Here is a 13,741-nt window from a genome sequence, read left to right as displayed (position 1 = left end):
GATTGAAAGATCCATGCTCTTACCTTTTCAAGAATTTGATAGTGTTGATTATTAATCTATATTCAATTTTTAAATAGTTTAGGGTATTTTCTGATTTGAATTGGGTTTTTTGGATTTTATTCCTGTTTGACAGCCCTTCCCTTATCCCTGAAAGGTAAAGTGAACCGAATCCTTTCCTTAAAAAGAAGATATACTTTATGAAAAACCCAAAAAAGAGGAAGATGAAATTGGTAATCTTCAGTGGAATCGGGATGTTCTTGTAAACCGTCCATACGTTGTTTCTTGCAGCCAGCCTTACCTTGAACTCGTTGTATCTGCTTCCGCTGGTTGCGCTTCCGATATGATAAACGATTGCCTGAGGACATAGCATGTTTCTGTAACCGCTGATTTTTGACCTCAATGCAAGGTCAACGTCCTCCATATATGCAAAGAAATTATCGTCAAACATTCCAAGCTCTTCAAGCATTGACTTTCGATACATTGCCGCACCGGCGCAGCTTGAAAATATCTCCATGACTTCGCCGTATTCGTCTGATTTGTGGTTTTCTCCTGTCTTTTTTGTCCATCCGAGAAGGTTGTATTCGTCTCCAACATCATCAATGAGGTTTTTGTTGTCATACTGAAGCATCTTTGCCTGGACTGAGAAGATATCGTCGGCAGATAAAATCAAATCAATCATCTGTCTTATGGATCCCTTTTTAACTTCAGTGTCATTGTTAAGGGAAAATATGTACTCATATTTTGCATTTCTGATTCCCTGATTTACTGCAGGAGCAAATCCCAAGTTTTTATCGTTTTCAATTAGCTTAACAGGGAAGTTGAAACTGTGGCTGTTAATGTAGGATTTGCTCTCGTCACTGGAGCCGTTGTCTATGATGATTACCTCTCCAATGCATTCACTGTCATTGTCTAAAGATTCGAAGAAAGCTTTAAGAAATCTTTCCCCATTATAATTCGGTGTTACAACAGAAACTTTCATATTACTCAATTGAATTTTTGAATTTGAACCATATCCGATAGTATAGCCTTGGGTTCAAAAGAAACATTTTTATCTTTAACTTGAACTTGAAATCACCCTTAAACCTGTCTAGTTTGGAGAAAAGGTTTCTTTTCTTCATCACATACATTACCTCGTCGAATCCATAGCAGCTATAAAAGAAGTAGTTCATGTTGCCAAAAATGGCTTTTGGAATCCTTGAAGTGATTATGAGATTCGCAAGTTCTCTCTTGCCTCTGATTCTATAGTAGTCGACCAAGTTTTCAAATATGTCCACAATATCGAAGCGTCTAAACTCGGTTGTCCTTATTGCTGAGTCTGTGCGCTGGATGTAGTAGTATGTTACTTCATTGCTGATGTGTATCCTGTCGCCGTAAATCAGTGCCTTGAGGGCAAATTCCGTATCTTCGCCGTAAACTACTCCCGGTGTGAATCGGACATTGTTTTCTTTGATGATGTCTGCACGGTACATCAGCTGGAAAAAGTTGAAGAGGATTTCCATTCTGAGTTCCTTTCTGATGAAATCATCTGTAGAAATGAATTCGAAATCAAAATGGTTTGGAGTAGAGAGGGTGTCGCCATCCTTTTTAACGAATTGTATCATGCTAAAGTCGCTTCCTCCAGCATAGAGCTCTGAGAGATGATTTGGCAAGATATAATCATCACCGTCTACAAATACCAGATAATCGCCTGAGGAAACTTCGATTCCATGGTTTCTTGCAACACTTACACCGCCGTTTTCCTGATGGATTATCTTGTAGCTTATTTCACAGCCATTCAGGGTTTCATTGATAACCTTAAGACTGTTGTCGGTTGATCCGTCATCGATGACTATTATTTCAAAATCCCTAAAATCCTGATTGATGACTGATTCAAGGGTCTTACCTATATATTTAGCGCAATTGTAAACCGGAATAATTACACTAATCTTAGCATTTGACATTTTAGCCCCCATATTTTAAAAGAAAATCAACTACCCTTTCGGATGCTTTTCCGTCAATTTCATCAAATTGTGTCTTCACAAATTCGGATAATTTGATTTCATTGAAATCTTTATTTTTTATAGTATTTATCAGTTGATTTGAATCCTCAACAATCGGACCGGGAACGGTTGACCTGAAATCAAAATAGAATCCCCTTTCGTTAGTCATGTAGCTGTCGAAATCATATGTGAAAAAGACAACAGGCTTTTGAAGCATTGCAAATTCAATCATTATAGAGGAGTAGTCGGTAATCAGGATATCGCTCATCAAAAGAAGCTCCTGCTCTGAAGGATAATCACTGCAGTCGATGTATTCTCCTTTGGCTGAAATGTCACCGCTGTAGAAGTCCCTTATTTTCGGATGCAGCCTCAATGCCAGAATATACTCATCACCGAGCTCAATGTTGAAGCTTTCCAAGTCAAGATAATCGAAGACATTGTTGTACTTTTCCTCATCCCTGAATGTTGGGGCGTAGAGAATAATCTTCTTGTCCTCTGAGACACCATACCTCTTGAAAAATTCCCTTTTCAGCCCGTCAATGTCATGGTCTTCAAAATAGTAATCTGCTCTAGGAAGTCCCAAAGGCTTTATCTTGTCTTTTGGCATTTGGAACGCTTCGCAGTATTCATCCTCAATGTTTTTCGAGGATATGATAAGGTAATCTGTGTTGGCGCTGATTTTAGCAAGGATTTCAGCACTTTCCGCATCGACTGACGCTCCGAACTTCTTGGATGCTCCGGGAGCATGCCACAACTGGACCACAACGGTTTCATCCTTGAAGTTCATGAAAGCTATCGGAAAAAAGTTATCGTTGAGAAAAACGAATCTGGAAGTTGCAAGATTCTTGAAGGCTGAAAAGGAAAGTCTGTCCTTGTAAAAAAAGTCATATTCGAAGTCTCCTCTCCTTTCAAACTCCCTTTTGATATAATCAAGATTGCCCTTGAAGGATTCCTTCGAATCTACGATGAATGTTATTCTGTTCTTTTTGATGGGAAACACTTTAAATAAGCTAAATAAAGCACCATATATTTTATGTTTAAGATATTTCATAAAAAATCAATGAGGAAATGTTTAATGGAAGAATGCCATAATTCCAGGGATGGATTCAAGCATTGCCTGCACACCTAAAATGAAAATTGCCAATCCGCCTATGAAATTGATGTATCTTGCATACTTCATTGCGAATCTTGTTCCGAATGTGCCTATAACGAACCAGCCTATTACCGCCAATAGGCTTAAGCAGGCCAATCCTAAAGGATCGACGTGGGCATCAACACCCTGAGCTGCAAGAATAAGGTTTTCAATGTTACCAAACAATATCAAAATAGAAAACTGCTTGATTTCATCTGTCATCCTATTCACCTCTTGCGGATTGAATCATAGCCTGGAGGCCTAATACGAATATTGCAAATCCACCTATGAAATTAATAAAATCGACATATTGATAAAGCAGCTGAGTTCCAAAGGTTCCTATAGTCAGCCACATTATAACGCATAATAAACTTACAATACCGAGTTTTACAGGATTTACCCCTGCTACAACACCCTGAGAGGATAAAACCAAATTTTCAATATTACCAAAAACAATCAAGCCAACAAACGGTAAATATTGCTCCAACATCCAAATCACCATTTCCCAAAAAATATCGGAAAGCCCATTTCCGAAATAATAATGTTTGTACAATCAATATTAAAGAATAATAATATATAAAACTATCCTATTTATTGTAAAAATGATGCCCTATGAAATCACTGAAAAAATAAATGAAATAATAAAATGATTAAAAATTTTTAAAAAAATATTAAAAAATATGAAAAAAAGTGGATATTTTCAAAAAATTAGAGGTGAGTTTCAAGTGTAAAACTATCTGTCACCATACATCTTTTCATAATATTTCTGATAATCGCCGCTTTTGACCTGGGCTGTCCAGTTCTGGTTGTCAAGGTACCATTGGATTGTTTCCCTGATTCCCTTTTCAAAAGTGTATGACGGAGACCATCCCAAATCATTCTGGATTTTGGTTGAATCGATTGCATAACGCCTGTCATGGCCTAACCTGTCGGTTACGAATTCAATCAGTGATTCAGGTTTTCCTAATTCTTCCAAAATCAGTTTGACAATGTAGATGTTTTCCTTTTCATTGTTACCGCCGATGTTGTAGACTTCACCCAGCTTGCCTTCATGTAAAACAAGGTCTATCGCCTGGCAGTGGTCATATACATGCAGCCAGTCACGGATATTCTTTCCATCACCGTAAATCGGCAGATTCTTATCCTCAAGAGCATTTGAAATCATCAAAGGAATCAATTTTTCTGGAAACTGATAAGGCCCGTAATTGTTGGAGCATCTGGTAATGTTGATTGGAAGGCCGAAGGTTTCACCATATGCCCTTGTAATCAAATCCCCGCCTGCCTTTGAAGCGGAATACGGGCTGTTAGGCTGAAGTGGAGTGGTTTCCGTAAAGTATCCAGTCTTTCCAAGGGTTCCGTAGACCTCATCGGTTGAAATCTGGATGTACTTTTCAACGCCGAACTCCTTGGCGGCATTCAAAAGAATCTGGGTTCCCAAAACGTTTGACTTGATGAATATTTCCGGATCCTCGATGCTTCTGTCGACATGGCTTTCGGCTGCAAAGTTGATTACGTAATCGCATTGCCTGACCAGGTCATCAACGACTGACTTGTCCCTGATGTCCCCTTTGACGAATGAGTAATTGTCCTTATTTTCAATGTCCTTTAGGTTTTCAAGGTTTCCACAGTATGTAAGGGCGTCAAGGTTTATAATTTCATATTCTGAGTATTTGTTGACCATGTATCTGACGAAATTGCTTCCGATGAAGCCTGCTCCGCCTGTAACCAATATCTTTGCCATGATATCACTCGTACTTTATTTGGGATTCCCTTAGGGTTTTCCATTCCTTGTCCTTGTCGGACAGTATTATCTCGTCAATGTCATCAATAGGCCAGTCTATTGCAATATCCTCATCGTCCCACATGATTCCGCTTTCATCCTCTCCGTGGTAGAATTCTGTGCATTTGTACTGGAATTCCGCTTCGTCTGAGAGAACCACGAACCCGTGTGCGAATTTTGGTGGGATATAGAGTTGCTTCTTGTTTTCCTCAGACAGTATTGCCCCTGCCCATTTTCCGTAGGTCGGTGAGTCTGCCCTGAGGTCGACTCCAACGTCAAAGACCTCTCCTTTGATGACGCGAACCAGTTTTCCCTGAGGATAGTTGACCTGCAAATGCAGACCCCTTAAAACGCCTTTTGTTGATTTTGACTGGTTATCCTGAACGAATGTCAAGTCATATCCTGCCTCTTTAAAGTCGTTTTCGTTGTAGGATTCCATGAAGTATCCTCTATTGTCTTCAAAAACTGTAGGTTCAACAATGAACATTCCTTCAATGTCCAATTCAGTAAATTTAAATTTTCCCATAAGATCACTTTTTAACTAAATTAAATAGGTATTGTCCATAATCAGTTTTTTTGAGTTCCTGAGCTGTCTTCAGCAATTCTTCATCGTTAATGTAACCTTTAAGGTAAGCTATCTCTTCAAGACAGGCTATGTAGAGTCCCTGTCTTTTCTGTATAGTCTCTATAAAGTTTGAAGCTTCCAAAAGCCCTTCATGAGTACCTGTGTCAAGCCAGGCCATACCCCTTCCCAAAAGCTCGACCTTAAGCTTTCCACGATTGAGATACTCCTCGTTGATTGATGTAATTTCAATTTCGCCACGCTGGGAAGGCTTGACGTTTTTGGCTATTTCGATTACATCGTTATCATAAAAATAAAGTCCAGGTACAATATAGTTTGATTTAGGCTTGTCCGGTTTTTCTTCTATTGACAAAACGTTCCAGTCCTTGTCAAACTCAACAACTCCAAAGTTTTCAGGGTTGTTGGTGTAGTATCCGAATATAACTGCACCTTCTTCCAGTTGCTTTGCCCTTTCAAGGATTTCTGTGAATCTATGACCGTGGAAAATGTTGTCTCCCAAAATCAGTGCAACATTATCGCTGCCAATGAATTCCTCACCAATTATGAATGCTTCAGCAAGTCCGTTGGGATTTTCCTGAACCTCATAGGAAAGTTCAACACCGAAACTGCTCCCGTCACCCAGCAAATCCTTATACATAGGCAAGTCACGGGGAGTTGAGATGATTAGGATTTCCCTGATTCCCGCAAGCATCAGTACGGATATCGGATAATAAATCATCGGTTTATCATATAAAGGCAGCAACTGTTTTGAAACCGCTTTTGTAATTGGATAAAGACGAGTTCCAGAACCGCCTGCAAGTACTATACCTTTCATAACAATCACTAAAATAAGATTTTATTTTTTATAATTAATATAAGTTATTTAAAAAAAAAGGAATGGAAACATTTCCGATTAAGGAAACATTTTCAATTTCAGAAAGTCGTTTTCCAAAGCCGCATCCTTAAAGGTGTCAATGATGTCCTTGTCAACGGCTCCTGCATTGACTATCACTATATCGGCTTCGATTTCACATAGGCAGTCATAAAGGGCATCAAGATTTTTTCCATAGTAATCAGGAAGTTCCAAAGCTTTCATGAGATAATCATGACCGTCCTTTTTGATAAGCTCTCCGTCCAACTGCATGCTATACCTCCTTAAAGGTGTTGTAGTGGTCTGAAGTGTAGTAAACCTTATAGTCGCCGGTATTGTAGACTATCCTTTCAGCTCCACGGGCGGTTCCGTTGGCGTTAATGTCGCATTCTATGTATTTTGAATCTGAATCCGGAAGGACATGCTGACGGTTGGTGAATGTGTCACCGCCTATGCTTTTTCCCGGTGCATAGCTTTTAAGAGGTCCTCCATGCCATCCTAGAGCCTGTGCCTGCTTTTTAGTGATGTAGTTGCTTGGAAGCTTGTGGTATTCCTTGATGTATGCCGCAACTTCATCCACTGTGCAGTATTGGCCGTCCTCATCAACGCTTACTGATGATGAATCGTCCCCGAATTTTAGAAAATCGAAAAATCCTGCACTGACACTGCCGATTGCAAAAAGGGCAATGATGATAGCAGCGATAAACACTATTTTCTTGTTCATTTTATCAGCTCAATGTATTCTTTTATGGCTTCCTTATAATCTCTTAAAGGTTCAAATCCGTTGTCTATCCATTTCTTATTCTTGAGGACTGAGTATGACGGCCTTGGAGCCGGCCTTGAAAATTCGGATGCCGTTACGGGAACGACATTGATGTCAAGCCCTGCAATTTCGAATATGTATTTTGCAAATTCGCACCATGAGCAGCTGCCTGAATTTGTCAGGTGATATATCCCGTAAAAGTCAGTTTCAATAAGTTGTGAGATTCCGTAGGCCAAATCGGGAGTGTATGTAGGTGTTCCGACCTCGTCGTATACGACTGTGATTTCGGGATGGTCCTTTGCAAGTTCAAGCATTGTCTTTGGGAAATTCTTTCCGTTGATTCCGTAAAGCCATGCTGTCCTTACGATGAAGTACTTGTCGAGGATTTCCAAAATGGCCTCCTCTCCTTTGAGCTTGCTTTTTCCGTAAATGCTTATAGGGCCTATCTCGCCGTCCTCTTCAATAGGGTCTCTTGCACTTCCGTCAAAGACATAATCTGTACTTACATGAACTAGCGGGCAGTCCGCTTCCTTGCATGCAAGAGCGAGGTTTTTAACCCCTTCGCCGTTTACGGCATAGGCCAAATCCTGATTTGTCTCGCATCCGTCGACATCGGTATAAGCCGCTGAGTTGATGACAATGTCCGGCTGGTTTTGAGTGATGCATCGGATTGTGCTTTGCCTGTCGGTAATGTCGAGTGTCTTTGAAGTTGTAAGGACCAGTTCGTGCCTGTCCTTTAAAACTTCGATTAAATCATGGCCCAACATTCCGTTGGAGCCTGTAATTAAAATCTTCATAATAATCACTTTAAAAACTTTAATAATATGATTAAATATATATTATATGTAATATTTAAAAGAGGAGTTAAAATCATGAAAGTATGTATTATGGGTCAAGGTTATATTGGACTTCCGACTGCCGCTCTGTTTTCAAGAAGCCACTGCGAGGTTGTTGGAGTCGACATTAGCGAAGAAATGGTCAGCAACCTGAATAAGGGAATCATCCATATTGAAGAGCCTGGAATCGGAGACATCATCAAGAAATCCGTTAGAAAAAATACATACAAAGCATCTTTAACTCCCGAAAAGGCTGACGCTTTCATCATTACCGTTCCCACACCATACATCGTCGAAAACTACAGCTGCGATTTGAGCTACGTAATTGCAGCATGCAAAACCATACTCCCCTACCTTGAAAAGGGAAATACGGTCATCATAGAATCCACAATAGCTCCAATGTCAACCGATGAGGTGATAAAGCCTATCTTTGAGGAAGCGGGCTTTACAATCGGTGAGGACCTGTACCTTGCCCATTGTCCTGAAAGGGTTCTTCCCGGAAAAATCCTCGAAGAGCTTGTCCACAATGACAGGATAATTGGAGGAGTAACTCCGGAGTGCGCCGTCAAGGCCAGTGAAGTTTATGGCCAGTTTGTGGAAGGATATCTGATGCTTACCGAAGCAAAAACAGCCGAACTTTCAAAATGTATGGAAAACACCTTCAGGGACGTCAACATTGCCCTTGCAAATGAGCTTGCAAAAATATGTGCCGAAATAGGCGTCAATGCACTTGACGTCATCAAAATGGCAAACAAGCATCCGAGGGTGAATCTGCACTCACCTGGTCCTGGAGTTGGAGGCCACTGCCTTGCAATCGACCCTTACTTCATCTATGCAAAGGCTCCCGAAACCGCAAAGATTATCAAGCTGGCACGTGACACCAACAATTCCATGCCTGCCTTTGTCTGCGAGTACGTGAGGAAAATCATTCCATCCGGAAAAATAGCCGTTCTGGGAGTCTCATATAAGGGAAACACCGGCGATGACAGGGAAAGTCCTGCCTATAACATAATAGCTGAACTTGAAGGTGACGGATACGAATTGGCAATCCATGACCCGCACTTTGAAAGGGATGATTTCGTAAGCTTTGCCGATGCTGTTGACGGTGCCGATTTGATACTTATTCTGTGTGACCATAATGAATTCAAGCATCCTGATTATGAGCTAATAAGCAAGAAAATGGCCAAACCTATTATTTTTGACACTAAAAACATCATACACAGGGTTCCAGACGACGTAACACTCTACAATTACGGCAATCTATATACCCTTTAATATTGATTTAAAAAAAGATAAAAAATCAGAGCAGTTTCATTCGCCGAAACTGACTCTTTCGAATTTTTCCAATGTCTTCAATGATTTTGTTGCATCCACACCAATTTTTGTAGTGGTTCCATCGCTTTCAGCCACAGGATCAAGTGATGAGCCCCTTACGTTAGGAACTATCATGATGTCCCTATCACCTTTGACACGTGTGGATATTGCATATTCGACATCTTCAGCATCAAAAACATTGACGTCAGTGTCCACCACTACGCAATGCTTGAGTGACGGATGAGCGGACAATGCAGCCATGATTGCATTTTTGCCGTCCCCCTCAGTCTGTTTTCTGATTGATACAACTGCATGCAACCAGCAGCATCCCCCTTCAGTCAATACAACATTTTCAACTGTAGGAACCGCATTCTTAACGGATTTGTAAATCCTTGGTTCCTGAGGAAGGCCCTGCAATAGCTTATGCTCAAAGCCGGCAGGAATGATTGCATGGTAAACAGCATCCTTCTTGATGTGCATTGTTTTGAGGTTTATGATTGGCTGGTCACGGATGATGTCATAAGTGTCAGTCAAATCGACGAACGGACCTTCTGCAACGGTTTCGGTAACGGATATCTTACCTTCAAGAATGATGTCGGCCTGCGGAACATTCAGATTGCCGCATTCAATCAGTTCAAGATCACCGTCCTTGAATGCGTTTGCCACATCCATCTCATCATAGTCAATAGGTATTGAAGTTGTACTTGCAAGCAGGATTGCCGGATCCATTCCGATGGCAATTGCAATTTCCAAATCCTCCCCAAGATTTTGAGCCCTTTGGAAATAGGTATATAGGTTTCTTGGAACAATCCTGATGACCAGTCTCTTGTCGTCAAGCACCATCATCCTATGGATTGACGCATTCTGGATTCCGGTTTCAGGGTCACGTGCAAAAACTACTCCTGCAGTGATGTATGCTCCTCCATCCCTTTTATAGTGAGTCAGAATCGGGATTTTGCTTAAGTCAACTTCTGAGGTTTCATATTCGCTGAAGTCTGTGAACTTATCGACCTTTACAGGCTTTTCCATAGCGTCAATGATTTTCTGGGTGATTTCGGAAACTTCACAGTTTATTGATTTTGCTATCTTTTCTCGTGTATTGCAGATGCCTGAAACGACTGGCATGTCAAAGCCCTTTACATTCCTGACTATGACTGTGTCCTTAGGATATTGCCTGAGGACCTTGGCCACTTCAAACTCGTCTGAAAGCTCGTCTGTTATTTCGATAATGTTATTTTCATCAATTTTCATGTTATCCCTTTATAAAGTAATCTTTTTGTCCTTTAATTTTCCTAAAAGCTCTGTAATGTTCGGATCGTGTATAGCAAGGATTTCACCGGCAAGGACAGCCGCATTCTTACCGTTGTTAATTCCGACTGTTGCAACAGGAACGCCCGGAGGCATGCTGACTGTGGTGAGCATGTAGTCCTCGCCCCTTTCATTGGCACATGGAACTCCAATCACCGGCTTTTCTGTAAGCCCTACAATTCCTCCTGTAACCTGTGATGAGTTTGAACTGATTCCAATGAATATCTTTGCCTTTTTCATGCATTTAACGTAATTTGTGAATTTTTTAGTGGATCTGATCGGACAGACGACCTTGATGTCATAGCTTATCTTGAGCCTGTCGAGAATGATTCCCACATTTTTGGCGATAGGCAAATCAGTCTGCCTTCCGACGATGATTGAAACTTCAGCATCGCTGTTCTTGCAGGACACCTCAGAAGCGCTTTCATCGATTTTAACGCCATTTATCTCAAGATTCTTGATTCTTAAAAAGTCGTTTTGAATGAATGGTCTGTCAATTTTCTGAACAATATCCTCGTTGCTTCTATAAACCTTTTTGGCATAATCCCATCTTAAATCTATCAGTCTCTCTCGCAGTTCTTCATCATGAAGAGCTATAAACTGAGCAGCCAATATTGCAGCATTGTCTCCCCTGTCGATTCCGACGGTTGCAATCGGGGAAGGATATGGCATCTGAACAATGGACTGCAGTGCATCGATACCTCCAGTCTTGACATTAACCGGAACTCCGATGACCGGTCTTGGTGTGTAGGCTGCAATGGCCCCAGGCAAGTGTGCTGCAAGACCTGCAATTCCAATGAAAACCTCAATTCCAGCATCGCTTCCTTGAGTTACGATTTCACGAATTAGATTAGGAGTTCTGTGGGCAGATGCTATTTTAAGGCTGTATGGCACTTCAAGCTTGTCTAAAATGTCCATTGCCTTTTCCGCAACAGCAATATCTGAACCGCTTCCAAGAATTATCATAATTTTTGGTGTCATTAAATCCCTTCTAAAAATAAATTATTCATTATATAATATAGATTTTTAAATATTTAAATTATCATTGACAACTGAATCCTGTTTCTTGACAGGTCAACATCCAGCACTTTAACATCCACAATTTCACCTACGCTGACGATGTCTAGAGGGTGTTTCACATATCTGTTTTCAACCAGCTGTGATATATGGACCAGTCCGTCCTGGTGAACTCCGATGTCCACAAATGCACCGAAATCAACGATGTTTCTGACTGTTCCCTGCATTATCATTCCCTCTTCAAGGTCTTCAATTGACAGCACGTTTTTCCTCAGGATTGGTTTCGGCATGTCTTCCCTTGGGTCACGGCCTGGCTTTTTAAGTTCGGAGATGATGTCCTTTAAGGTTTCAACACCTACATCCAATTCGCCGGAAAGCCCTTCCAAATCCAGGTTGTCAAGTTTCAATCTGTTGGAGCCTATGTCGTTGACTGTGTAGTTGAGCTTCTTCAATAGCTTATCTGTTGCGGCGTATGATTCCGGATGGATTGTGGTATTGTCGAGAGGATAATCCGGATTGTCTATCTTGACGAATCCTGCGCACTGCTCGAATGTCTTTTTTCCCAGTTTCTTAACGTTTAAAAGTTCCCGACGATTGGTGAAGCTTCCGTTTTCATCCCTGTATTCTATGATGTTTTTGGCAGTGGTTTTTCCGATTCCAGAAACATGGTTGAGCAGACTATAGGAAGCGGTGTTCAAATCAACGCCGACTTCGTTTACCACCTTTTCCACCACGCCGTCCAGTGACTCTGAAAGCTGCTTCTGGTTCATGTCATGCTGGTACTGTCCGACACCTATGGATTTCGGATCTATCTTTACAAGCTCGGCCAACGGATCCTGAAGCCTTCTTGCAATTGAAACCGCACTTCTCTCACCTTCTGTGAAATCCGGAAACTCCTCATCGGCCAGTTTTGAAGCGGAATATACTGACGCTCCGGCCTCATTGACGATGATGTATTCCACATTTGTTCCCTTGATGATTTTTGCAACGATTTCCTCGGATTCCCTTGAAGCGGTTCCGTTTCCTATTGCTATAACATTGATGTCGTACCTGTCAATCAGCTCACGGACGGTTTTGATAGATTGTGAGACTTTGTTTTGAGGTTCTGTCGGATAAATCAGGGCTGTGTCAAGGACCTTTCCTGTCTCGTCAATGATTGCAAGCTTGCAGCCTGTCCTGAATGCAGGATCCCACCCTAAAATGGTCTTTCCCACAAGAGGAGATTCCATAAGAAGCTGATTTAGGTTTTTGGCAAATACCTCTATTGACTTTTCCTCAGCCTTCTGCGTAAGATAGTTTCTGATTTCACGCTCGACAGCAGGTGCAATAAGCCTTTTGTAGGAATCCTCGATTGCCTCAACAATGACGGGAGTGGTATGGGGATTGTATTCTATCTTTTCAGGTATCCTTGATTTGTTTTTGAGCATGTGCCTTTTAAGGTAGCTTACCGCATCATCGCTGTCGCATTCGACCTTTGCCCTGATAACACCTTCCTTTTCTGCCCTGTTGATTGCAAGAATCCTGTGGGGAGGAATCCTTTTTATGTCTTCTGAGTAACTGTAGTAGACCTCATATTCCGTTGACTGTTCCGTGTCCTTGGCCTTTGTTGTAATCTGGCCCGTAAAGAATGTGTTTTTCCTGATTTTTCCCCTGAAACCGGAATTGTCTGAAACCACTTCGGCAATGATGTCCTTGGCTCCTTCGATTGCCTCTTCGGGGGTTTTGACCTCTTCGTTGACGTATTTACTGGCAACCTTCTTAACGCTTTCGTTAATGTCCTGTGCCAAAATGATGTCTGCTAAAGGCTCAAGACCCTTCTGCTTGGCCTTGGTTGCCCTTGTCTGCTTTTTGGACTTGTAAGGCCTGTATAAATCCTCAAGCTCAACTAAGGTAGTTGCATCCATAATCTGCTTTTTAAGCCCATCGTCCAGCTTTCCGAGCTCTTCGATTCTTTTGATTACCTTTTCCTTTTTCTCCTCAAGGTTTCTGAGGTACCTTAACCTTTCATCAAATTTCCTTAATGTCTCGTCATTGAGTGAGCCTGTCACGTCCTTTCTGTAACGTGCAATGAATGGTATTGTGTTTCCATCATCAATCAGCTTAATTACCTTTCTTACCTGCCAGTCGGCCAGATTCAATTCCTTTTCAAGTGTCTTTACAATCATAAATACAGCCCTAA

The 13,741-nt window shown here is 41.3% G+C and carries 15 protein-coding genes; 1 reads left to right on the top strand and 14 read right to left on the bottom strand.

The genetic code is table 11. From position 1 onward, the window contains the following. Window positions 1-19: 19 nt before the first annotated feature. The 11 genes from Q0W26_RS01960 to rfbD form a co-directional block, all read right to left on the bottom strand. On the bottom strand, window positions 20-979 hold the full coding sequence (locus Q0W26_RS01960; RefSeq protein WP_298521772.1) for a glycosyltransferase family 2 protein: 960 nt from the start codon (window positions 977-979) through the stop codon (window positions 20-22). A gap of 1 nt (window position 980) precedes the next feature. Further along, window positions 981-1,940, bottom strand: a complete 960-nt coding sequence (locus Q0W26_RS01955; RefSeq protein WP_298521770.1) for a glycosyltransferase family 2 protein — start codon at window positions 1,938-1,940, stop codon at window positions 981-983. 1 nt (window position 1,941) lies between these two features. Continuing rightward, window positions 1,942-3,030 (bottom strand): CDP-glycerol glycerophosphotransferase family protein, encoded by a 1,089-nt coding sequence (locus Q0W26_RS01950; protein ID WP_298521768.1) that lies wholly within the window; start codon window positions 3,028-3,030, stop codon window positions 1,942-1,944. A 21-nt stretch (window positions 3,031-3,051) separates the two neighbouring features. Then, a complete protein-coding gene (locus Q0W26_RS01945; RefSeq protein ID WP_298521765.1) occupies window positions 3,052-3,333 on the bottom strand; it encodes a hypothetical protein in 282 nt (93 codons plus the stop codon). Window position 3,334: 1 nt separating this feature from the next. Next, window positions 3,335-3,601, bottom strand: coding sequence for a hypothetical protein (locus tag Q0W26_RS01940; RefSeq protein ID WP_298521762.1), 267 nt, complete (start codon window positions 3,599-3,601; stop codon window positions 3,335-3,337). Window positions 3,602-3,844: 243 nt separating this feature from the next. After that, entirely contained in the window at window positions 3,845-4,852 is a 1,008-nt protein-coding gene (rfbB, locus tag Q0W26_RS01935) for a dTDP-glucose 4,6-dehydratase (protein ID WP_298521759.1), read from the bottom strand. 4 nt (window positions 4,853-4,856) lie between these two features. After that, window positions 4,857-5,417 carry a dTDP-4-dehydrorhamnose 3,5-epimerase gene (rfbC, locus tag Q0W26_RS01930; protein ID WP_298521756.1) on the bottom strand — a complete coding sequence of 187 codons (561 nt, stop codon included), beginning with the start codon at window positions 5,415-5,417 and terminating at the stop codon, window positions 4,857-4,859. Window positions 5,418-5,421: 4 nt separating this feature from the next. Beyond that, window positions 5,422-6,288, bottom strand: a complete 867-nt coding sequence (gene rfbA / locus Q0W26_RS01925) for a glucose-1-phosphate thymidylyltransferase RfbA (protein ID WP_298521753.1) — start codon at window positions 6,286-6,288, stop codon at window positions 5,422-5,424. A 78-nt stretch (window positions 6,289-6,366) separates the two neighbouring features. Then, complete coding sequence (locus Q0W26_RS01920; RefSeq protein ID WP_298521751.1) at window positions 6,367-6,597, bottom strand: barstar family protein; 231 nt, start codon at window positions 6,595-6,597, stop codon at window positions 6,367-6,369. Between the two features lies 1 nt (window position 6,598). After that, window positions 6,599-7,048, bottom strand: coding sequence for a ribonuclease domain-containing protein (locus tag Q0W26_RS01915; RefSeq protein WP_298521748.1), 450 nt, complete (start codon window positions 7,046-7,048; stop codon window positions 6,599-6,601). Further along, the gene (rfbD, locus tag Q0W26_RS01910) at window positions 7,045-7,884 is read right to left on the bottom strand and encodes a dTDP-4-dehydrorhamnose reductase (RefSeq protein WP_298521746.1); all 840 of its coding nucleotides are present in this window, start codon (window positions 7,882-7,884) and stop codon (window positions 7,045-7,047) included. Before rfbD ends, Q0W26_RS01915 begins: the two co-directional genes overlap by 4 nt. Window positions 7,885-7,959: 75 nt before the next feature. Between rfbD and Q0W26_RS01905 the strand changes: the two genes are divergently transcribed. Then, window positions 7,960-9,198, top strand: coding sequence for a nucleotide sugar dehydrogenase (locus tag Q0W26_RS01905; RefSeq protein WP_298521744.1), 1,239 nt, complete (start codon window positions 7,960-7,962; stop codon window positions 9,196-9,198). A gap of 36 nt (window positions 9,199-9,234) precedes the next feature. On the opposite strand, the gene Q0W26_RS01900 is transcribed toward Q0W26_RS01905, so the two are convergent. Genes Q0W26_RS01900 through Q0W26_RS01890 form a run of 3 tightly spaced genes read right to left on the bottom strand, consistent with a single transcriptional unit; the run spans window position 9,235 to window position 13,727 of the window. Continuing rightward, window positions 9,235-10,488, bottom strand: coding sequence for a UbiD family decarboxylase (locus Q0W26_RS01900; protein WP_298521742.1), 1,254 nt, complete (start codon window positions 10,486-10,488; stop codon window positions 9,235-9,237). Between the two features lie 9 nt (window positions 10,489-10,497). Next, the gene (gene purE / locus Q0W26_RS01895; protein ID WP_298521740.1) at window positions 10,498-11,526 is read right to left on the bottom strand and encodes a 5-(carboxyamino)imidazole ribonucleotide mutase; all 1,029 of its coding nucleotides are present in this window, start codon (window positions 11,524-11,526) and stop codon (window positions 10,498-10,500) included. A gap of 53 nt (window positions 11,527-11,579) precedes the next feature. Next, window positions 11,580-13,727, bottom strand: a complete 2,148-nt coding sequence (locus Q0W26_RS01890) for a Tex family protein (RefSeq protein WP_298521739.1) — start codon at window positions 13,725-13,727, stop codon at window positions 11,580-11,582. Window positions 13,728-13,741 lie beyond the last annotated feature (14 nt).

Source organism: uncultured Methanobrevibacter sp. (genome assembly GCF_947169325.1).
GTDB lineage: Archaea > Methanobacteriota > Methanobacteria > Methanobacteriales > Methanobacteriaceae > Methanocatella.
The sequence above is the reverse complement of the archived record's forward strand: the minus strand, read 5'-3'. Positions and strand labels throughout refer to the sequence as shown.

Excerpts from the sequence above, each read along its gene's own strand:
- Q0W26_RS01960 (WP_298521772.1), bottom strand. The coding sequence starts at position 979 with ATGAAAGTTTCTGTTGTAACACCGAATTATAATGGGGAAAGATTTCTT.
- Q0W26_RS01955 (WP_298521770.1), bottom strand. The coding sequence starts at position 1,940 with ATGTCAAATGCTAAGATTAGTGTAATTATTCCGGTTTACAATTGCGCT.
- Q0W26_RS01950 (WP_298521768.1), bottom strand. The coding sequence starts at position 3,030 with ATGAAATATCTTAAACATAAAATATATGGTGCTTTATTTAGCTTATTT.
- Q0W26_RS01945 (WP_298521765.1), bottom strand. The coding sequence starts at position 3,333 with ATGACAGATGAAATCAAGCAGTTTTCTATTTTGATATTGTTTGGTAAC.
- Q0W26_RS01940 (WP_298521762.1), bottom strand. The coding sequence starts at position 3,601 with ATGTTGGAGCAATATTTACCGTTTGTTGGCTTGATTGTTTTTGGTAAT.
- rfbB (WP_298521759.1), bottom strand. The coding sequence starts at position 4,852 with ATGGCAAAGATATTGGTTACAGGCGGAGCAGGCTTCATCGGAAGCAAT.
- rfbC (WP_298521756.1), bottom strand. The coding sequence starts at position 5,417 with ATGGGAAAATTTAAATTTACTGAATTGGACATTGAAGGAATGTTCATT.
- rfbA (WP_298521753.1), bottom strand. The coding sequence starts at position 6,288 with ATGAAAGGTATAGTACTTGCAGGCGGTTCTGGAACTCGTCTTTATCCA.
- Q0W26_RS01920 (WP_298521751.1), bottom strand. The coding sequence starts at position 6,597 with ATGCAGTTGGACGGAGAGCTTATCAAAAAGGACGGTCATGATTATCTC.
- Q0W26_RS01915 (WP_298521748.1), bottom strand. The coding sequence starts at position 7,048 with ATGAACAAGAAAATAGTGTTTATCGCTGCTATCATCATTGCCCTTTTT.
- rfbD (WP_298521746.1), bottom strand. The coding sequence starts at position 7,884 with ATGAAGATTTTAATTACAGGCTCCAACGGAATGTTGGGCCATGATTTA.
- Q0W26_RS01905 (WP_298521744.1), top strand. The coding sequence starts at position 7,960 with ATGAAAGTATGTATTATGGGTCAAGGTTATATTGGACTTCCGACTGCC.
- Q0W26_RS01900 (WP_298521742.1), bottom strand. The coding sequence starts at position 10,488 with ATGAAAATTGATGAAAATAACATTATCGAAATAACAGACGAGCTTTCA.
- purE (WP_298521740.1), bottom strand. The coding sequence starts at position 11,526 with ATGACACCAAAAATTATGATAATTCTTGGAAGCGGTTCAGATATTGCT.
- Q0W26_RS01890 (WP_298521739.1), bottom strand. The coding sequence starts at position 13,727 with ATGATTGTAAAGACACTTGAAAAGGAATTGAATCTGGCCGACTGGCAG.